This window comes from Streptomyces cynarae (assembly GCF_025642135.1).
In the GTDB taxonomy this organism is placed as follows: domain Bacteria; phylum Actinomycetota; class Actinomycetes; order Streptomycetales; family Streptomycetaceae; genus Streptomyces; species Streptomyces cynarae.
Map to the genome: position 1 here is coordinate 3,957,936 of NZ_CP106793.1, position 20,161 is coordinate 3,978,096.

A 20,161-nucleotide genomic window follows, 5' to 3' on the forward strand; every position below is an offset into this window, starting at 1 on the left:
GCGTTACCCGGCCGGGTCAGAAGCCGCCCACGCTCCACTTCTGGACGTCCGCCGTGGGGTTGCTCTGTGTCCACAGCGTCAGCCAGGTGCCGTCGGCCAGGGAGTTGCCCTTCGGGGTGATGGCCAGGCCCGCGCTGCTGACGGTGGCGCCGTTGAGGGATGAGAAGAGCTGGGAGGAGGCTGAGGTGTTGCAGGTCCACAGGGTCAGCAGGGTGCCGTTGGTGCCCGCGGCGTCGCCCTGCGGTGTGAGGCACTTGCCGCTCGCCTGGTTCACGATACGGCCGCCCGAATAGGCCCAGCGCTGGGATGCGGCCCCGGTGCAGTGATAGACGGTGACCGGGGTTCCATTGGCCGTGCCGTCGCCTTGCGGGGTGGCGCAGGTGAAGCCCGGTTTGGTGAAGTTGGACAGCCAGCCGTAGCCGTCGACTGCCTGGCCGGCGTGCGGGTCGATGGAGAACACGACGCGGCGCGGGCCGACGGTCTGGTCCTCGAGCGCCTCGTTCAGGCCCCACAGGCGCCCGGCGTTGTGGTCGTAGGAAAGGCTCTCGGTCAGGTACGGCGACTGGGTCAGGACGTGCGGGGCCTGACCGGGGGTGGCCTCGTGGATGCAGGAGTAGCCGGAGGGCCAGGCACTCGCACCGCTCGAGTCAGTCGGGCAGTCGCCGCTCATGTAGTAGGCGCCGCCGTCCGTGACCGTGCCCTGGACGTTGAACACGGGCGTGGTGTAGCCCGTCGTCTCCGAACTGACCTGGGTGGGCAGGCCGGAGTCGAACTGCGACAGGGGCCAGCGGACGATCCGGCCGCCCGCCGCCTTGATGTTCTCGACGGAGACCAGCACCGGGCTGCCGCCGGAGCGGTCGATGCTCAGGCTGCTGAGGCAGAGCTCGCCGGTGGTGTCGGCCGGTTGGCAGGCGCGCGGGTCGTTGTTGCGGAAGGGGGCGGCGTCGGTGTCGGGCGTGGCACCCGCCTTGGTGGTGTAGCGGGCCACCAGGGGCAGCGCCCACTGGTGGTAGCGGGCCGAGCTCTGGCCTGCGACCAGGCCGGTGCCGGCGCCGCTCGGGTCGGTCATCCTCCACAGGTGCGACAGGTCGTAGACCTGGAGCTCGGCGCCGTTGGCCACGAACAGGCGGTCGCCGTACCAGGCGATGCCGTCCTCGTGCGAGGTGTACCTCAGGTTCGTGAAGTTGCCGTCGGTCGGTTCCACGAGCGCGACGTGCCCGTACGTCATCGAGCCGCCGGTCGACTGGATGATCGAAACGCGGGCGTACTGCTCGTTGGGGAGATTGTTCGCGTACTTGCCGAAGTACCAGGAGGCGACGTAGAGATGGCGGCCGTCGTAGAGGCCGTCGTCGGTGGCGTCGTGCGAGCCGGAGAAGCCCTGGGGCATCCAGCCGCCGACGAGCGTGCCGCTGCTGTCCGTGTCCGTGTATCCGGTCCTGTCGTCGGCGTCGTCCCAGCAGAAGCCGTCGTACTTCAGGGCGCCGTTCAGGCCGGTGCCGTGGCACAGGGACGGGCTGCCCGTGTGCTGGCCTATGACGTCGGTGACGGACGCCTTCGTGACCCCGGCGTTCTCCACGGAGTTGATGAGGCCGGACTTGTCCCCGTCCACCCGCGTGAGCGTGAAGTTCGCGTTGAAGGGGTCCAGCGAGGAACCGGCGGCCTGTGCGGACTGCGCGGGTATCAGCAGCGTCGCCGCGAGGGCCACTGGGCACGAGAGTCCCACCAGGCGTCTTGCGTGCTCGATCATGCGTCTCATGCGTGGCAGGTTAGACGTGTGGATCAGGCCACGTTCATGCCGCCGGGCGACTTGACGCTGTGCGACACGTGGGGCGGAGTGAGGGGCGGATTTGTGGCCGCGGGCGTAGTGGCGGACGGGCCGCGCACGGCGGCGACGACGGCGCAGTTAGGCTCCGCCCATGACGACTACTGACAACAGTGCGGGTGCCTCTGTCCTCGATGTCCAGATCGGTGCGCTCCAGGGTGGTTCCGCGGACCTGTCCCAGTACGCGGGCAAGGCCGTCCTCGTGGTGAACGTGGCCTCCAAGTGCGGGCTGACGCCGCAGTACGCGGGTCTGGAGCGGCTGCACGAGCGGTACGCGCCGCTGGGCTTCACCGTGCTCGGCGTGCCCTGCAACCAGTTCCTCGGGCAGGAGCCCGGCAGTGCCGGGGAAATCGCGGAGTTCTGCTCGGCGACGTACGGCGTGACCTTCCCGATGACGGAGAAGGTCGAGGTGAACGGGGAGGGACGGCACCCTCTGTACGAGCGCCTGGTCGGCCACGCGGACGCCGAGGGGCACAGCGGGGACATCCGATGGAACTTCGAGAAGTTCCTGATCGGGAAGGACGGCAAGGTCGTCGCCCGCTTCTCGCCGCAGACGGAGCCGGAGGCGGCCGAGGTCGTGGCGGCCATCGAGGGCCAGCTCGCGTAGCCGGGGCCCGGAGTACGGGTCCGTCCCTGCCCCTGGGGCAGGGACGAGCGTCCTGCGTCACCGGGCGGACGGCGCCCGGTGACGCAGGCACGCGCATCGGTCGGCGGGCTCGCCCTCAGCCGCCGGACGGCCGGGCCTCGTCCTTCAGCTCCTCCGGGCACGCGGTCCCCCGCGGTAGCTGATACGGCGCCGCCAGGCGGTAGGTGCCCGGGCGGGGGGCCAGGAGTTCAGTCCACTTGTCGCCCCAGATGTCCTCGGGGGCTTCCATCAGGCAGCCGTTGACGTTGTCGTACGTCTTCGGGGTGCCCTTGGCGCGGTGCTTGGAGGCATCCGTCTCCTGCGGGGGCTTCACGCCCTTGCCTTGGGTGTCGACCAGGCCCAGCCACGGCGAGTAGGGGACGCGGATGAGGACGCGGCCCGCATTCTTCACCTGGATCGTCAACTCGCCCTGCTCCGCCCGGTCGACCACCGCCGGCGGATCCGCCAGGGGGGTCGGGTCCGTCACCGCGAACAGTTGCCAGTTGGCGTCGCCCCAGACCTGCTTCAGGTACGGCATGCCGCGCTGCACGAGCTCACGCTCGCGTTCGCCGCCGTCGCCGTCCGGCTCGCCCTTCGGCAGCACCACGTAGTGCACGGCCCAGCGCTGCAACCACGCGTGGTAGTTCGCGGAGTTCAGCGTGTCGTCGTAGAAGAGCGGGTTGCGTTCCATGTCGGCCTGGCGGTTCCAGCCGCGGGCCAGGTTGACGTACGGCGCCAGCGCGGAGGCCTCGCGGTGCGAGCGCGCCGGGACCACCTCCACGCGGCCCTTCTCCGCGCCGTCCACCTGGAGCTGGTGGACCAGCGGCGCCAGCTCGTGCGCCCAGGACGCCGCCGGAGTGGTGTGGATGATGTCGTCCACCGTCTTGACACCGATCCAGACGACGAAGCCGGTGAGCGCCACCACGGTGGCGTACCACTTCCGGCTGCGCGGCACCGTGAACGGCAGTGCGGCGACCAGCGCCACCCCCGCGAACAGCATCGCCAGGCGCGTGATGTTGGAGCCGATCTGGGAGCTGATCAGCCAGACGAGCAGGACGGACAGCGCGTACACCGCCGCCGTGATCCGTACCGTCTTCCACTCCTCGGGCACCACAACCCATACCAGGACCGCGAAGAGGAAGGGCAGGATCGTCGACGCCCACGTCATCGGTTGCGTGCCGGAGAACGGGAACAGCCACGCGGACAGGGCCACCACCGCCGTGGGGGCCAGGCCCAGCGCCCACGCACCGGGGCGGCGCTTCTGCAGGAACAGCGCCACCGCCACCAGTCCCACGAACAGGCCCGCCACCGGGGACGACATGGTGGCCAGCGCGGCCAGCGACGCCGCGGACAGCGCCTTCGCCCAGCGTTTGTGACGCCAGTGGTACGGCCAGCAGAACACGGCCGCGGTCGCGCCCAGCGCGAACACCATGCCGAGGCCGAATGTGACGCGGCCCGAGATGGCGTTGCAGAGGAGTCCGAACACCCCGGCGAGGGCCGGCCACCGCGGCTCGCGGACGGCACGGCTGCGGATGAGGATCAGCGTCAGCAGGCCGGCCGAGGCCGTCCCGGCGATCATCATCGTCGTACGGACGCCGAGGACCGACATCAGATACGGCGACACGACGCTGTACGACACCGGGTGCATGCCCCCGTACCAGGCGAGGTTGTACGCCGAGTCGGGGTGCCGGCCGACGAACTCCGCCCACGCGTCCTGCGCAGCGAGGTCACCGCCGCTGTTCGCGAAGGTGAAGAACCAGATGAGGTGCAGCACTCCGGCGAGGGCCGTGGCGGCGAGGGCGGGATGGCGACGGGCCAGATCGGCCGCGCTGGAGGAGCCCGGACGGGCGGCCAGGGCACGGAGACGTCCCGGGGCCTTCTGAGCGTCCAGGGCGGGAGGCTCGGCGCCGGTGGCCGGGGCTGCGGGAACCGGGGGCGCCGGGGTCGGGACCGGGGCCTGGTGGACCGGGGCCTGAGGGGCCGGTCGGGCCAGTGGGTCAGGGGTGGGTGCGCCCAGCGGTATTCGCGGTCCCGGTGATCCGTCCGGGTGATGTTCCCGGTCGGCGTCGTCGGCGTGTGTCGGCTCCGCTGTGGCCACCTGAAGGCACTCCCCGTGTCCTGTCTTCCGTTCTCGGCCGCGTCCCGTTCGCTCCCGCTTCACGGCCGCGTCTCCGCGACCGGCGACCTGTCCCGATTCGTGACGCTAGCACGCACCCCGCCGCGGGGCCCCGGGGTGGGGCCGCGACGGGGTGCGGCGGGGCGCCACTGTGTGCGGGTGCGCCCGGTTCAGCCCAGACGGGTCAGCTTGTCCGTGAAGCCCGGCTCGGCGAGGTCCTTCTGGAGAGCCACGGGGACCTTCACCGCGTGGCTGGAGCCGTCGCCGACCGTGAGCTCGCCGACGACCTTGCCGGCCTTGGCCTCGTGCGGAGGCGCCGTGCCGTCGTCGCCGATCGACAGCCTCGTCTTCAGTCCCGGCCAGCCGACCGCCGTCAGGGTCTGGGTGGCGACCACCGGCGCCCTCCCGCCGAGCTGGTCGTCCAGGTATCCGACGACGTCGCCCTTCTTCACCACGGTGGCGGTGGTCAGGCTCTGCTGGATGGTGTTGATGAGCTTCTGGCTGTTGGTGAGCGCGAGTTGCAGACTGTCCCAGACACGGCCGGTGTGGGCGTCCTGGTTGAGGACGGCGCCGTAGATCGTCCGCGTCCTGCCGTCGACCACCTTCGTCGCCGCCCACACCAGGTTGCCGCCGGCCGGGGTGGAGGAGCCGGTCTTCAGGCCGATCACGCCGACCTGCTTCACCAGCAGGTCGTTGTTGTTGTATATCGGCTTGTCCAGGCCGGGGATGTCCGCCTTGGCCATCCCGACGATGCTGCGGAACACCTCGTTCTGCATGACGGCCTCGGCCAGCTTCAGCTGGTCGACGGCCGTGCTCACGGTCGTCTTGTCCAGGCCGCTCGGGTCCGTGTACGTGGTGTGGGTCATGCCGAGCTTCTTCGCGGCGGCGTTCATCTTGCCGACGAAGGTGTCGTTGTCGGAGTCCCAGCGGGCCAGCAGCCGCGCGACGTTGTTCCCCGACGGGATCATCAGCATCTGCAGCATCTGCCGCTCGGAGAACTTCTGGCCCTTCTTCATGGCCGCCGTCGACTCGTCCTCCTTCTTCGAGTCGTCCTCCGCCTGCTGGTCGACGGTGATGGTCGGGCCGCCCTGGTTGCCCTTGAGCGGGTGCGCCTGGAGCGTGACGTACGCCGTCATGATCTTGGCGACGCTCGCTATCGGCTTCGGGCTCTGCTGCCCTTCGGTGCCGATCATGCCGACGCCTTCGACCTCTATGGCCGACTGGCCCTGGCCCGGCCAGGGCAGGTCGAGCTTCCCGCCCTTGAAGGTGTACGTCGCGTCGGCCGTCAGTGCGAGGGTCGGGGTCGGCAACGGGCGGACCGCCTGCACGATCGCAAAGATGACCACCAGCAGGACGACCAGCGGCGACCAGATCTTGATGCGCCGCAGAACGGTGCGGACCGGGGTCTCCGGGGGCGGCGGGGTGTTCGTCAGCTCAGCGAGCAGATCCAGCGGAGGCTTGGGCGGGATCGGCTGCTGGGCGGTGCGCTCGGGGCCGACCTGAGGCATGGCGGTGGTCGCGTCGGCGGGACCCGCGGCCGGCTTCGACTCCGTGGACGCCGGCCGGGTGGGCTTCGCCTGCGGGGGCTTGGCCTGCGGGCCCTCCGCCGGGGTGGGCCGGGGCTCGTCCAGCGACTTCAACGGGACGAACCTGCTGGTGCGTTCCGCTTCCGACTCGGGCTTGTCCGACTTGTCCGCCCAGGAGGGGCCGGACTTGGCAGAGGGCTTGGCGTCGCCCACCTTGAGCATGGTGGTGGGCTGGTCGACGGCGGGCGGCCGTACGGCCTTGAAGACGGCGGTGGGCTGGTCTACGGGAGGTTCGGGGTCCTTCTTGTCGTCGGAGTCGGAGTCACGCTCCCCTTCCGACTCTTCCTCTTCTCCCTCTTTGCCCTTTTCTTCCGCCTTTTCGTCGCCTTGCTGATTTTCCTGCCGTGCCTGTTCTGCCTGCTTTTCCTCGGACTTGGGGGAGTCTTCGGACTCGCTCTCGGCTTCGGAGATCGCAGACTCGGCGTCGGCGGCGTCGGCGTCGGCGTCGGCGCCCACTTCGGCATCGGCATCGGCGTCGTCGCCCGCTTCGGCATCGGCATCGGCGTCGTCGCCCGCTTCGGAGGCGTCCTCGGCCTCCGGCTCCGCTTCGGAGGCGTCGGCGCCGGAAGACCCGTCCTCCGGCTCCCCGGGCGACTCCTCCTCGGACTCCGCCTCGGCCTTCTCCTCGGACTCGGCCTCCGGCTCCGCCGGCGACTCCTCCCCGGACTCGCCCTCCGGCCCTTCCTCGGGCTCCGCCTCAGCCCTCTCCTCGGCCTCGTCCTCCTCGGCGCTCCGTACCCAGGAAGCCAGCGCCGCACGCTCCCGCACCTCGCTGTCGGCCGCATCGGCACCGGAGTCCGCCGTGTCCGCGGGACCCGTGCCCTCCTCGGTCTGGTCGACCTCCTCGACAGCCGTAGCGGCGGAGCCGCGCAGCGACTTGGTCGAGAGCACCGTCGTGGCCTGGTCGACCCGCACCTTCTCGCCGGTCAGCGCGAGCCTCGGGTCGCGTCCGGCCTTGGCCGGCCCCGGAACCGGAGCCCCGCTCCCCGACGTCGTTTCCGCCGACGACCCCTGCTGCTTCGACCTGTCGGGGGACTCGCCCGCCACCGATGCCTCCTCCGTGCGCCGCGCACCCACGTGCGCGCCTTGCCCAACCGTGAACCGCCGCCCGGACACCGCTGCCCGAACCATGTACCAGTGTCCTGTGTGAGGGATTGACCCCTGCGCTAGACGAGAACGACATACCTACCGGTTCCACTACATTCCGGTCACGCACCCTCGACAGACCAATGTGAGAGGGGTCACCCTGTCTCTCATCCACGCGGGGAGGCATGGATGGGCAGGAGCCGCAGAACACTTCCGGAGGAGCTTCTGCTGCTGGCACTGGACCCGGCCACGGGTACCACTGCACAGCCGCAGTCGCTCGACCTTGGTCTGGCCGGAGCACAGCTAGTGGAGCTGGCGCTGGCCGGACGGATAGCCCCAGACGGGGATCGTATCGCCGTGGTGGTGCCACGGCCGACTGGAGATCCGACTTTGGACACCGCTTTGGAGTTGCTGCGCAGGCGCGGCGCTCCCGTGCGGGCCGTCCACTGGATCGGCGGGCCCCGTCTCGGGCTCCGCCAGATCTACCTCTCGCATCTGGAGCGGTGCGGCATGGTCCATGCCGTGCCGGGCCAGATGTGCGGGGTTCTGCCGACGACTCGCTACCAGGCGACGGACACGGCCATCAGTCGGGAGATCAGGTCCCGGCTGGATTCCGCGATCCGCACCGGCGTTCCGCCGGACCCGCGGACCGCGGCGCTCGCCGCCCTGGCCCACGCGGTCGGTCTCGGCAAGCACCTGTATCCGGGCAACGAGGGCCGCTCGTCCCGTTCCCGGCTGCGGGATCTGATCAGGCACGACCCCATGGGCGGCCTCGTGGCGCACGCCGTGATGGACGTCCAGAACGGCGTGGGCGCACAGCCACGCCGCAACCCGGCCGCCGGCGCCAGGTCTGCGGCGGAACCCGCCCGCGGTGTCCCGATGCAGCCGCGCCACGGATCCATGGCGCGCGTCGTGGCCCACTGAGCCGAAGCGCCACAGCCCGGCAGCACCACGGCACGTCCCCTGCCGAACCAGCGGAATCGGTACGGCAGAACAGCGGGACCGCGGTATGCGGCGCCCGCAAGCAATCCCGAGACCCGTTCGGGAGCCGCCCGGCCGCGCGGGGTGGTGAGACCGTACGTCCTTCGCGACGACACGGACTCACCACCCCGCGCGGCCGCATGCGTAGGTCACTCACGCGGTAAGGGGCTCGGTGCGTACGGGATTCCGTGCGAGGGGCGCCGAACTGTTCGATATCCGTGACGCCGTGGGCCCCCTTCGGGGCAAGGGCCGCCCAAGAGGCCCATGGTCGCCGCATATCCGCGGTTTCCCAGCGGTAGGAAGCACCTTGGTGGCAATCTGCTCAGCAGCAGATACGCAAAGTAGAGGCACGCAGCCGGAGGTGCACGTCCGTGGCGTCGAATGTCAATCCCACCGTCCGACGGCGCCGGCTGGGTCAGGAACTGCGCCGGCTCCGCGAACTCAAGGGCATGACCGCCGAAGAGGTGGCCGAGCGACTGCTGGTGTCACAGTCGAAGATCAGTCGTCTGGAGAACGGCCGCCGCAGCATCAGCCCACGTGACGTCCGGGACCTGTGCGGAGTCTACGAGGTCGAGGACCAACGCGTCGTCGAATCGCTGATGGAGATGGCCCGTGACTCCCGCCAGCAGGGCTGGTGGCACGCGTTCGGGGACATCCCCTACAGCGTCTACATCGGCCTGGAGACCGACGCGGAGTCGCTGCGCGTCTACGAGCCGCAGATCATCACCGGCCTGCTGCAGACCCGTGCGTACGCCGAGGCGCTCATCCAGGGCGCGCTGCCCGAGACGTCGCCGGCCGACATCGAGAAGCGCGTCCAGGTGCGGATGCGCCGCCAGGAACGTATCTCCGCCGAGAACAACCCGCTGCGCCTGTGGGTGGTGCTGGACGAGGCGGCGCTGCGCCGACGTGTGGGCGACAACCTCGTCATGCGGGAGCAGTTGGAGCACCTGGCGGAGATGTCCCGGCTGCCGCACGTCACCGTGCAGGTGCTGCCGTTCGAGGTGGGGGCGCACCCCGGTCTCAACGGCCAGTACGCGATCCTGGAGTTCGCCGACGCGGCCGACTCGAGCGTGGTGTACCTCGAGGGCGTCACCAGCGACCTGTACCTGGAGAAGGCGCAGGACGTGCAGAAGTACGCGGTGATGTACGAGCATCTGCGGGCGCAGGCCCTCAATGTGGAGCAGTCCCGCAAGTTCATCGAGGACGCGGCCAAGAGATACGCATCCTGAGCCAACGGGTCAGCGAGCGGCGGATCTTACACCCGTGGATAATCCGGGCGTAAGACTCCACTGGAATATGCCACCCGGTCGAGTGAACGGCTCCTCCGGACAGGGATGTTGCCGAGTAGCGTCGATCACGCCACCAGTCAACAAGTTGGCGCGATTCGCATCGCGGAATCCGTGAGGGACCCGCGGCGCGGTCACAGCAACTCAGCAACTCGTACCGGAGTGAACATGGCTGTTCTTCAGGGGGCCACGGCAACGTGGACCAAGTCGTCGTACTCGGCCGGAAACGGCGCCTGCGTCGAAGTCAAGTCGCCCCTTCCTTCGGCGCTGTTCGTGCGGGACTCGAAGGTCACCGAGGGGCCCGTCCTGGCCTTCCCCGCCGACGCCTGGAACACGTTCGTGACGTCGATCAAGTAGTGCCGACCGGCCCCACCACGCCCACGAAAGAGCCCTCTCGACTGGCCCGCCGTCCCGGCCGAGGGGGCTGTATCCTTCCGGCCCTCAGCGGAGCCGATCCACGTACCTGTCCGTACCCGGCACCGTGGGAACGAACGGGGCCACCAACTCCACCCTGCCCAGCCCGCTTTCCGCGACCGCCCCGTCCAGTCCCGTGAAGTGTTCCTCCCAGCACTCCCGGGGATCCTCCTCCAGGAACCACAGCAGGGTCAGGCGCGTGTCCACGCCCTCCACCTGCTTCACGTAGGTCATCCGGTCGCCCGGCAGCGGCGTCGGGCGGAAGACGGTCACCATGGCCGCCGGGGAGCCCGCCAGGCGCCTCGGCAGATGCCGGGCGCGCAGCCACTCAAGCAGGGTGGCGCGCTGCCGGGGGCCGTCCGCGTCGACCACCTGCAGGACCAGGCCCGCGTACGGGTGGTCCAGCGCGTGAACGTCGCGCGGTCCGGTCGCGCCGTCCCGGTACACCGTCGCCTCGTGGTCCTGGAACGCCGTGAAGACGTGGGTACGGTCCTGAAAGACGCGTCCGTCACGGTTGAGACGCTTGTTGATGGCGACCGTCCAGCGCATGTGGTCGTCGTAGCGGCCGTCCGTGATCCAGTACGTCGACAGGTAGCAGCCCGCCGTCACCGGCTGCGCGACGGCCGACTTCTCGGGATGGCGCAGGAGTTGAAGATCGCGGGTGGCGACCCAGCGGCGGCCGGCGTACATCCACGGCATGGCCATGGCACCGGCGTAGTAGTGGTCGTCCTCGTACCAGCGGTTGTACGCGTACTCGTGCCCCGGGTGCGGTTCCACCATGGTGATCAGCGCATGGCCCGGGCGGACTCCGTAGGGCCCCACGGCGGCCAGCTCCGCGTACACCTCGCTGCGCGTGTCCTCGCCGCCCTCGCTGCCTTCCCTCATGCCGCTTCCCCTTTTCCCTTCCGTCCTCGGCCGGTCGCCCATACTCTGACGCTCCGTCAGATAAACCGCCATAGCCGGGAGGCCCCATGTCGCTGCTCCAGGGCAGGACCGTCGTCGTGTCGGGGGTCGGCGCCGGGCTCGGCCACCAGGTCGCCGCGGCCGTCGTGCGCGACGGCGGCAACGCCGCGCTCGGAGCGCGTACGGAGGCGAACCTCGCCAAGAGCGCCACCACGCTCGACCCCGACGGCGCGCACACGGCCTACCGGGCGACCGACATCACCGACGAGACGCAGTGCGAGGCGCTCGCGGCGCTGGCGGTGGAGCGGTTCGGGAGGATCGACGCGGTGGTCCACGTCGCGGCCTGGGACAGCTGCTTCGGCGGCCTTCAGGACGCGGATTTCGCCACCTGGCAGTCGGTCATCGACGTGAACCTGCTCGGGACGCTGCGTATGACGCGGGCGTGCCTGCCGAGCCTCAGGACGTGCGGCGGCTCGGTCGTCTTCATCGGCACCCAGTCGTCGGTGGCCGCGCCCTCCCAGGTGCGGCAGGCGGCGTACGCGGCGTCCAAGGGGGCGCTGACCAGCGCGATGTACTCGCTGGCACGGGAGCTCGGCCCGTACCGGATCCGGGTCAACACGGTCCTGCCCGGCTGGATGTGGGGTCCGCCCGTCGAGGCGTACGTGCGCTTCACCGCCCACACCGAGGGCGTACCGGAGGCGGAGGTGAGAAAGCGGCTCACCGACCGTATGGCGCTGCCGGACCTGGCCACGGACGGCGACGTGGCGGACGCCGCGGTGTTCCTGGCCTCCGACCGGGCGCGCGCGATCACGGGCCAGTCCCTGCTGGTGAACGCGGGTGAGCTGATGCGATGACCCGCGGCTTCGAGCAGCCGCCTGAACGGACATGTACCCACCCGGCTGGAAATAGCCCCCAAGAGCCACGTACATGAACGGCTCTCAGCCAACAGAACGATTTTACCTTCCCTTGACCAGTACGCCGGTTGTCGTGCTCATGCGCCGGAACCCACCATGAGCGGGCAGTTCGGCAGGGAGGGAGGGGCACATGAACGGGTTCGACTGGGCCGTCCTGGTCGCGTACTTCGGCGTGATGACCGCGATCGGCGTCTGGTCCCACAAACGCGTGGACGACGTCAGCGACTTCTTCACCGCGGGCGGCAGGATGCCGTGGTGGCTGTCCGGCATCTCGCACCACATGTCCGGCTACAGCGCGGTGATGTTCACGGGATACGCCGGCATCGCCTACACCTACGGCATCACCTCCTACGTCACCTGGGCCCTGCCCATCGCCATCGGCGTGCTGATCGGCGCCAAGCTGTTCGCACCCCGCCTGAACCGGCTGCGCTCACGACTGCGCGTGGCCTCGCCGCTGGAGTACCTGAAGGACCGCTACAACGTGCCCACGCAGCAGGCGCTGGCCTGGTCCGGCATCCTGCTGAAGATCGTGGACGTGGGCGCGAAGTGGGCGGCGATCGCCACGCTGCTGAGCGTCTTCACCGGGGTCACGATCACCCAGGGCATCATCATCACCGGTGGCATCACGGCGGTGTACTGCACGATCGGCGGTCTGTGGGCGGACGCGCTGACCGAACTGGGCCAGTTCGTCATCCAGTTGCTGGCCGGTCTGGCCATGCTCGTCATCGCGCTGCACAAGATCTCCGAGCACGGCGGTCTGTCCAAGGCGCTGGACTCGCCGAAGCTGGACGGTCACGGGCACGGGTTCGCGGGCCCGTACATGACGGTCTTCTTCATCTCCTACCTGTTCATCAAGCTGTTCGAGTACAACGGCGGCATGTGGAACCAGGCCCAGCGCTACATGGCGACGGGCAGCGCCAAGGAGGCGACCCGGTCCGCTCTGCTGTCGGCGGGCCTGTGGTTCGTCTGGCCCGTCATCCTCTTCATCCCGATGTGGCTCTCCCCGCTCCTGGTCACCGCGAAGAAGCCGGACGGCTCGGACGCGTACGGCCTGATGACCGAACAGCTGCTGCCGCACGGGCTGCTGGGCCTGGTCGTCGTGGGCTTCTTCTCGCACACGATGGCCATGTGCTCCTCCGACGCGAACGCGATCGCGGCCGTGTTCACACGGGACGTGGTGCCGGTGCTGTCGAAGGCGGCCCGCTCGTGGAACACGCGGACCGGCCTGGTCGCGGGCCGCGTGACGACGGTTGCGTTCCTCGGCCTGTCGATGGCGGTGGCGACGCAGGTCAACTCGCCCACCTTCAAGGACATCATCACGGTCGTGATCAAGTGGGTGGCCGGCCTGATGGGCCCGATCGCGATCCCGTTCATCCTCGGCCTGCTGCGTCCGTTCCGTAAGTCGGGCCCGACGGCGGCGCTCGTCAGCTGGGGCGCGGGACTGCTGGCGTTCTTCTTGGTCAACTACAACCTGGACTTCTCCCAGCGTACGAACGTGAAGCTGGAGTACCAGGTGGCCCTGCCGATGGTGGTCTCGCTGGTCCTGTACGTCCTGATCGGCCTGGTGAAGCCGGAGGACACGCCCGAGCGGGACGCGATCATCGAGAAGGTCAACACCGACGACGACGGGGCGACGGTGACGGTGCCGACTCCGGGTACTGCCAGCCCGTCCGGGGTCTGAGCGCGAGGGCGCCGCGGCCGACGGGTTTCCGGAGGCGGAGCCCCAGGGCGGTGGCCGGGGCAACAGCGGCCCTACGCCCGGGGGTACCGCTCCAGCCACCCCGGCGCGGACCCCGTGGGGCCGTGCAGCGCGGCGCCCTGCGTCATCTCCATCGCGAAGTCGTCCGCCAGGACCAGCATCGTGGGACGGCCCTCCAGCTCGGCCAGCCAGGCCGGCGGGAGGGCCGTCTCGCCGTGCAGCGCCCCCAGCAGGCCACCGGTCAGAGCCCCCGCCGCCCCCGACGGGCCCCCCTGGTTCACGGCGAGGCACAGCGCGTGCCGGACGTCCTCCCCCACCACCGTGCAGTACACGGCGACCGCCAGCGCCCCGGCCGCCGTACCGTCCCCGGCCAGTTCCTCGATCCGGTCGGGCGTCGGCATGCCCTGCCGTACCGCCCCCAGGGCGTGCTGCAGGGCGTCCGCGACCTGCTGCTGCCCCGGCCGCGGGGCGAGCAGCGCCAGGGCCCGCTGCACGCCCGCGTCGGGGCTCTCCCCGCGCGCCAGCGCGTGCAGGATCACGGCGTACGCGCCCGCCGCCAGGTACGCCGTGGGGTGCCCGTGCGTCTGCGCCGCGCACTCGGCCGCCAGTTGCAGCACGAGTTGCGGCTCCCACCCGACGAGCAGGCCGAACGGTGCGGAGCGCACGGCGGCCTCGGGCCCCTGATCGCCCGGATTCTTCGGCGCGTCCAGCGTGCCCATCGTGTCGTCGCCGAGGCCGAGCAGACAGGCCCGGGCCGGCGAGCGCCGGGCGTACAGCCACTCCTCGCGGGCCAGCCAGCCGTCCTCCTTGCGCCGCTCGTCGGGACCCCAGTCCCGCTGGGTGGCCGCCCAGCGCAGATACGCCCGGTGCAGATCGGTCGGCGGATGCCAGGCGCCCGTGTCACGGCGGACCTGGGCGCGAATGAGCCCGTCCACGGAGAACAGGGTGAGCTGCGTGTGGTGCGTGATCGCGCCACGCCGGCCGTGCCCGAACGCCAGGTCCGTCAGCCCCTGTGGCCCGTGGGCCTGCCGGATCTCCTCCAGGGTGAGCCCGTCGACCGGCGCGCCCAGGGCGTCGGCGACGGCCACGCCGAGCAGCGTGCCGCGCACCCGGCTGCGGAAGTCCTGCTGCTCGGCGCGCCCCCAGACGGCACCGGCTGTCGCACTCACCCCAGGCCTCCTCACGGCACCGCACGCACCTCAGACGCGCAGCACTGTAATCGAGCGGGGGCGTCCGGCTCAGAGCTGCGGAACGTCATGCACACCACACTTCCGTGACCGCCCGAAAATCCTCTGTGAGCGGCCGAAAGCCGTCTCCATAGTTGGATCATGGCCGAAACAACGAGAAGCCCCCACGCCCGGACCGCGCTGCCCCTCGCCGCGACCCTCCTCACCGGTACGGTCGCCCTCCACATCGCGCTCGTCGCGTTCGGGAACATCACCGACTTCGGCACCAACCAGCAGTTCGTCCGGCACGTCCTCGCGATGGACACCACCTTCAAGGACGACGACCTGATGTGGCGCGCCATCACCTCGCACACCTGGGAGGACGCCGCGTATGTGGCGATCATCGTCTGGGAGACGGCCGCCGCACTGATCCTGATCGCCGCGACCTACCTGTGGGCCCGCCACCACCCGCGCGCCAGGTGGTTCTCGGACACCGGCCTGCTGATGCTCCTGCTGCTCTTCGGCGCCGGGTTCGTCGCGATAGGCGGCGAGTGGTTCGCGATGTGGCAGTCCAAGACCTGGAACGGCCTGGACGCGGCGATCCGGGTCATCGTCCTGACCGGGGTGGTGCTGCTGGTGACGCACCTGCCGGGGGCGACTCGGGACGAGCGCTGAGGGTCGTCGGCGAAGCCCCCGGCAGGTGACGTGCCGGGGCGCTCAGTTCTCCAGCACCGGCAGCAACTCCGGCAGGTGCCCGTCCGATGCCGCCGCCGCCCGCTGTCGCTCCTCCGGGACCTCGCCGTAGACCGTCGTGCGCGGCCTGGCCGGGCGGCCCGCCGCCTCCGCGACCGCGATCAGTTCCCTGATCGACTTGTACGAGCCGTAGGACGAGCCCGCCATGCGGGAGATCGTCTCCTCCATCAGGGTGCCGCCCAGGTCGTTCGCGCCCGAGCGGAGCATCTCGGCCGCACCTTCCGTACCCAATTTCACCCAGCTTGTCTGGATATTGGGGATGTGCGGGTGCAGCAGGAGGCGCGCCATCGCCGTGACCGCGCGGTTGTCCCGCATCGTCGGGCCGGGGCGAGAGATGCCCGCCAGGTACACCGGGGCGTTGGTGTGGATGAAGGGCAGGGTGACGAACTCCGTGAAGCCGCCCGTCCGCTGCTGGATGCCGGCGAGGGTGCGCAGATGGCCCAGCCAGTGGCGGGGCTGGTCGACGTGGCCGTACATCATCGTCGACGAGGAGCGGATGCCCAGTTCGTGCGCCGTCGTGACGACCTCGATCCAGGTCGCCGTGGGCAGCTTGCCCTTCGTCAGGACCCACCGGACCTCGTCGTCCAGGATCTCCGCCGCCGTGCCGGGGATCGTGTCCAGGCCGGCTTCCTTCGCCGCCGTCAGCCACTCGCGGATCGACATGCCGGTGCGGGTCGCCCCGTTGACCACCTCCATCGGGGAGAAGGCGTGCACATGCATGCCGGGGACGCGGGACTTCACGGCCTTCGCGATGTCGAAGTACGCCGTCCCGGGCAGGTCCGGGTGGATGCCGCCCTGCATGCACACCTCGACCGCGCCCACGTCCCAGGCCTGCTGGGCACGGTCCGCGACCTGCTCCAGGGAGAGCGTGTAGGCGTCCGCGTCCGTGCGGCGCTGCGCGAACGCGCAGAAACGGCAGCCGGTGTAGCAGACGTTCGTGAAGTTGATGTTCCGGGTGACGATGTACGTCACGTCGTCGCCGACCGCCGACTTGCGCACGTCGTCCGCGATGCGGGTGAGCGCGTCCAGCGCCGGGCCGTCCGCGTGCAGCAGCGCCAGCGCCTCGTCGTCCGTGAGTCGCGTCGGGTCGTCGGCGGCCGTGCGCAGCGCCGCCCGTACGTCGGCGTCGATGCGCTGCGGTGCCATACCGGGCGCCGCCGCCTCCCGCAGCGCCTCCCAGTCGCCGTACACCTCGTCGAAGTCGTCCCGCCGGTCGCCCGTACGGCCGTCGCTGTCGATCGTGCGGTGCAGGTCGGTGCGTCCAGCCGCGACGAACACCTCCTCGGGCTCCTGCCAGGGGTGCCCCTCGACCACGGCGTCCTCACGCGCCAGGCCCGTCTCCGGGTCCGCCAGCGCCGCCACGTGGGGGCGCAGCCGCGGGTCCAGCCAGGGCTCCCCGCGCCGGACGAACTCCGGGTACACGCACAGGCGTTCCCGCAGGGCGAAGCCCGCCGCCGCGGAACGCTCCCGCAGCCGCTCGATCTGCGGCCAGGGCCGCTCGGGGTTCACATGGTCGATGGTCAGCGGCGACACCCCGCCCCAGTCGTCGATGCCGGCGCCGATGAGCCGCTCGTACTCCCCGTCGACCAGGTTCGGCGGTGCCTGCAGACAGGCGGAGGGGCCCATGATGTGCCGGGCCACGGCCACCGCGGCGACCAGCTCGTCCAGTTCCGCGTCCGGCATCCCGCGCATCGCCGTGTCCGGCTTGGCGCGGAAGTTCTGGATGATCAGCTCCTGGATGCCGTGGTAGGCGCGGGACACCTTCCGCAGCGCGAACAGCGACTCGGCGCGCTCCTCGTACGTCTCGCCGATGCCGATGAGGAGGCCGGAGGTGAAGGGGACGGAGGAGCGGCCGGCGTCCTCCAGCACCCGCAGGCGGACCGCCGGTTCCTTGTCGGGGGAGCCGTAGTGGGGGCCGCCCGGCTCCGACCACAGCCGGGTCGCCGTCGTCTCCAGCATCATGCCCATCGACGGGGCGACCGGCTTGAGCCGCTGGAAGTCGGTCCAGGACATCACACCGGGGTTGAGGTGCGGCAGCAGGCCCGTCTCCTCCAGGATCCGGATCGAGATGGCCCGTACGTAGGCGATCGTGTCGTCGTAGCCGTGCGCGTCCAGCCACTCGCGCGCCTCGGGCCAGCGGTCCTCCGGCTTGTCGCCGAGGGTGATCAGGGCCTCCTTGCAGCCCAGGGCGGCGCCCTTGCGGGCGATGTCGAGGACCTCGTCCGGAGACATGAACATCCCGTGCCCGGCGCGGCGCAGCTTGCCCGGCACGGTGACGAAGGTGCAGTAGTGGCACTTGTCGCGGCACAGGCGGGTGAGGGGGATGAAGACGCTCTTCGAGTACGTGATGACGCCGGGCCGGCCGGCGGCCTCGAGGCCCGCGTCGCGCACCCGGGCGGCGGACGCGGCGAGGTCGTCGAGGTGCGCGCCGCGAGCCTGGAGCAGCACCGCGGCTTCGGTGACGTCGAGCGCGACACCTTCTCGGGCGCGTTTGAGGGCGCGACGCATGGAGTTCTCGGTGGGGCCGGTTCCGGAGGTCGCGGAAGTCGTCATCCCTCGAGCATACGTATGCGTTGATCAGGTCATACAGGACGTACGTGCGTCGGTGGGGCGGTTCACCCGCCACAGGGCGTCACCGTCGCCGCGGCCATCCGCTGTTATGCCGGCACCTGGCTGCCGATCGGCTTCCCGTGCACCGGAGTTCACGGGTGGACACCACAGTGGTGTGTGCATCCCTGCACCACCCCTGTCATCCGACACACCGGGAGCAGCAGCATGTGCGAGGACGACCACGGCACCGGCATGGGAAGACGCGCGCTGTTCGTGACGGGTGCGGCCGCCGCGCTTACGTTGGGAACCGTGAGCTTCTCCGAGGGCCCCACCGCCGAGGCGGCCGACAACCAGGAGACGAGGACGGTGCGCGGCACGCTGCCCACCGGCTCCCCCGACTTCGTGTACCTGCCCGTCGACGTCCCCGAGGGCGTCCGTGAGATCCACGTCGCCTACACCTACGACAGGCCGTCCGTCCCGGCCGGCACCCCGGGCAACGCCCTGGACATCGGCATCTTCGACGAGCGCGGCACCGAGCTGGGCGGCAAGGGCTTCCGCGGCTGGTCCGGCGGCGCGCGCAGCGAGTTCTTCCTCCGCGCGGACGACGCGACCCCCGGCTACATCCCGGGCCGCATCCGCCCCGGCACCTGGCACATCGCGCTGGGCCCGTACACGGTGGCGCCGCAGGGCCTGACGTACGAGGTCACGATCACGCTCACCCACGGCGCGCAGAGCGAGACCCCGAAGCCCGTGTACCCGCCGTCCCGGGCCGTGGGCCGGGGCCGCGCCTGGTACCGCGGGGACTGCCATCTGCACTCCTGGTACTCCGACGGCCGCCGCACGCCCGCCGAGATCGCGGCGCTGGCCCGGGCGGCCGGTCTGGACTTCATCAACAGCTCCGACCACAACACGCACTCCTCGCACGCCCACTGGGCCGACCAGGCGGGCGACGACCTGCTGATCATGACGGGCGAGGAGGTGACGACCCGCAACGGCCACGTGGTGGCGCTGGGCACCGACCCGGGCACGTTCATCGACTGGCGCTACCGGGCCCGCGACAACCGCTGGGCCCGCTTCGCCCAGCAGATCCGCCGCGCGGGCGGTCTGGTCGTCCCGGCGCATCCGCACGCCACCTGCGTCGGCTGCGGCTGGAAGTTCGGCTTCGGCGAGGCGGACGCGGTGGAGGTGTGGAACGGCCCCTACACCCCGGACGACGAGGTGACGCTCGCGGAGTGGGACAACACGCTGGTGGCGTCGGTCCGGGAGGGCCACGGCCGGTGGCTGCCTGCGATGGGCAACAGCGACGCGCACCGCGACCCGGACGCGGTGGGCAGCCCTCAGACGGTGGTCCTCGCCGACGACCTGACCCGCGAGGCGGTCCAGGAGGGCCTCCGCGCGGGCCGCTCGTACGTCGCCGAGTCGAAGAACGTCTCCCTGGCCTTCACCGCTTCGGGCAGCCGCGGCGAGCACGCGGGCATCGGCGAACGGCTGCGGGTGGACCGCGACACCCCGGTCACGGTCCGCCTGGAGGTGCGGGGCGCACCGCGCTGCACGGTCCGCTTCATCACCGACCAGGGCGTGCTGTTCACGAGCGACCCGCTGCCGGTGACCGGCTCGGGCACGGCCGAATGGCGTACGACACCGGCCTACGCGGCCTACGTCCGCGCCGAGCTGCGGCACGAGGCGGCTGCGGGCCCGGTGCCGGGTGCGCTGGCCGCGTTCACCAACCCGATCTTCCTGGGCGGGGCGTAAACGCATCCGCGGGGCGCGCGGCTGTTCTCCGCGCGCCCCGGTCCCCGGTCTGCGAGACTGCGCGGAGTGGCCAGCAGTGTCCCGCCGTCGAGGAGAGCGAGGGACGATGTCGGACTTCGTCGACCGCAAGTACCGTGCCGTCACGGCGTTCCAGCGCCGGATGAACCCGGTGCTGCGCCGCCTGCCCCTCCAGACGGTGCTGGAGACGACGGGCCGCGTGTCCGGGCTGCCGCGCCAGACCCCGGTGGGCGGCCGCCGCGTCGGGAACTCCTTCTGGCTGGTATCGGAATACGGCGAGAGGTCCCAGTACGTCCGCAACATCCAGGCGAATCCACGCGTCCAGGTGCGCATCCTGGGCCGCTGGCACACGGGCACGGCCCACCTGCTCCCGGACGACGACCCCCGGGCCCGCCTGAAGCAACTGCCGCGCATGAACGGCATGGCGGTACGGGCCCTCGGGGCGCAGCTGCTCACGGTACGGGTGGACCTGGACGGCTAGGGTCTTTCG

General features: G+C 70.6%; 15 protein-coding genes. 9 read left to right on the forward strand and 6 right to left on the reverse strand.

Features of this window, described 5'->3' with window-relative positions:
- Positions 1-16: 16 nt before the first annotated feature.
- Positions 17-1,756: an RICIN domain-containing protein gene (locus N8I84_RS18140; RefSeq protein WP_263230515.1), complete on the reverse strand. Its 1,740-nt coding sequence runs from the start codon at positions 1,754-1,756 to the stop codon at positions 17-19.
- Between the two features lie 160 nt (positions 1,757-1,916).
- Here N8I84_RS18140 and N8I84_RS18145 point away from each other — a divergent pair, with 160 nt between their 5' ends.
- The gene (locus tag N8I84_RS18145) at positions 1,917-2,429 is read left to right on the forward strand and encodes a glutathione peroxidase (protein ID WP_263230516.1); all 513 of its coding nucleotides are present in this window, start codon (positions 1,917-1,919) and stop codon (positions 2,427-2,429) included.
- A gap of 115 nt (positions 2,430-2,544) precedes the next feature.
- Here the strand turns inward: N8I84_RS18145 and N8I84_RS18150 are convergent, their stop codons facing one another.
- Together N8I84_RS18150 and N8I84_RS18155 are read right to left on the reverse strand one after the other, a co-directional pair.
- The gene (locus N8I84_RS18150) at positions 2,545-4,545 is read right to left on the reverse strand and encodes an MFS transporter (protein WP_390898913.1); all 2,001 of its coding nucleotides are present in this window, start codon (positions 4,543-4,545) and stop codon (positions 2,545-2,547) included.
- A 188-nt stretch (positions 4,546-4,733) separates the two neighbouring features.
- Positions 4,734-7,226 (reverse strand): D-alanyl-D-alanine carboxypeptidase family protein, encoded by a 2,493-nt coding sequence (locus N8I84_RS18155; RefSeq protein ID WP_263230517.1) that lies wholly within the window; start codon positions 7,224-7,226, stop codon positions 4,734-4,736.
- Positions 7,227-7,424: 198 nt separating this feature from the next.
- On the opposite strand from N8I84_RS18155, the gene N8I84_RS18160 reads away from it, so the two are divergent.
- From N8I84_RS18160 to N8I84_RS18170, 3 genes are all read left to right on the forward strand, one after another.
- Positions 7,425-8,159: a GOLPH3/VPS74 family protein gene (locus N8I84_RS18160; protein WP_263230518.1), complete on the forward strand. Its 735-nt coding sequence runs from the start codon at positions 7,425-7,427 to the stop codon at positions 8,157-8,159.
- Between the two features lie 428 nt (positions 8,160-8,587).
- Positions 8,588-9,445, forward strand: a complete 858-nt coding sequence (locus N8I84_RS18165; protein WP_263230519.1) for a helix-turn-helix domain-containing protein — start codon at positions 8,588-8,590, stop codon at positions 9,443-9,445.
- A gap of 225 nt (positions 9,446-9,670) precedes the next feature.
- Complete coding sequence (locus tag N8I84_RS18170) at positions 9,671-9,859, forward strand: DUF397 domain-containing protein (protein ID WP_263230520.1); 189 nt, start codon at positions 9,671-9,673, stop codon at positions 9,857-9,859.
- 84 nt (positions 9,860-9,943) lie between these two features.
- Here N8I84_RS18170 and N8I84_RS18175 read toward each other — a convergent pair whose 3' ends face one another.
- The gene (locus tag N8I84_RS18175) at positions 9,944-10,801 is read right to left on the reverse strand and encodes a hypothetical protein (protein WP_263230521.1); all 858 of its coding nucleotides are present in this window, start codon (positions 10,799-10,801) and stop codon (positions 9,944-9,946) included.
- 86 nt (positions 10,802-10,887) lie between these two features.
- Here N8I84_RS18175 and N8I84_RS18180 point away from each other — a divergent pair, with 86 nt between their 5' ends.
- Together N8I84_RS18180 and N8I84_RS18185 are read left to right on the forward strand one after the other, a co-directional pair.
- The gene (locus N8I84_RS18180) at positions 10,888-11,673 is read left to right on the forward strand and encodes an SDR family oxidoreductase (protein ID WP_263230522.1); all 786 of its coding nucleotides are present in this window, start codon (positions 10,888-10,890) and stop codon (positions 11,671-11,673) included.
- A 190-nt stretch (positions 11,674-11,863) separates the two neighbouring features.
- Complete coding sequence (locus N8I84_RS18185) at positions 11,864-13,414, forward strand: sodium:solute symporter family protein (protein WP_263230523.1); 1,551 nt, start codon at positions 11,864-11,866, stop codon at positions 13,412-13,414.
- Between the two features lie 71 nt (positions 13,415-13,485).
- Here the strand turns inward: N8I84_RS18185 and N8I84_RS18190 are convergent, their stop codons facing one another.
- Positions 13,486-14,601, reverse strand: coding sequence for an ADP-ribosylglycohydrolase family protein (locus N8I84_RS18190; protein WP_263230524.1), 1,116 nt, complete (start codon positions 14,599-14,601; stop codon positions 13,486-13,488).
- 159 nt (positions 14,602-14,760) lie between these two features.
- On the opposite strand from N8I84_RS18190, the gene N8I84_RS18195 reads away from it, so the two are divergent.
- Positions 14,761-15,273 carry a DUF2165 domain-containing protein gene (locus N8I84_RS18195; protein ID WP_263230525.1) on the forward strand — a complete coding sequence of 171 codons (513 nt, stop codon included), beginning with the start codon at positions 14,761-14,763 and terminating at the stop codon, positions 15,271-15,273.
- Between the two features lie 42 nt (positions 15,274-15,315).
- On the opposite strand, the gene N8I84_RS18200 is transcribed toward N8I84_RS18195, so the two are convergent.
- Positions 15,316-17,904 carry a bifunctional FO biosynthesis protein CofGH gene (locus N8I84_RS18200; RefSeq protein ID WP_263230526.1) on the reverse strand — a complete coding sequence of 863 codons (2,589 nt, stop codon included), beginning with the start codon at positions 17,902-17,904 and terminating at the stop codon, positions 15,316-15,318.
- A 222-nt stretch (positions 17,905-18,126) separates the two neighbouring features.
- Between N8I84_RS18200 and N8I84_RS18205 the strand changes: the two genes are divergently transcribed.
- A complete protein-coding gene (locus N8I84_RS18205; protein WP_263230527.1) occupies positions 18,127-19,653 on the forward strand; it encodes a CehA/McbA family metallohydrolase in 1,527 nt (508 codons plus the stop codon).
- A 106-nt stretch (positions 19,654-19,759) separates the two neighbouring features.
- Positions 19,760-20,152, forward strand: a complete 393-nt coding sequence (locus N8I84_RS18210; protein ID WP_263230528.1) for a nitroreductase family deazaflavin-dependent oxidoreductase — start codon at positions 19,760-19,762, stop codon at positions 20,150-20,152.
- Positions 20,153-20,161 lie beyond the last annotated feature (9 nt).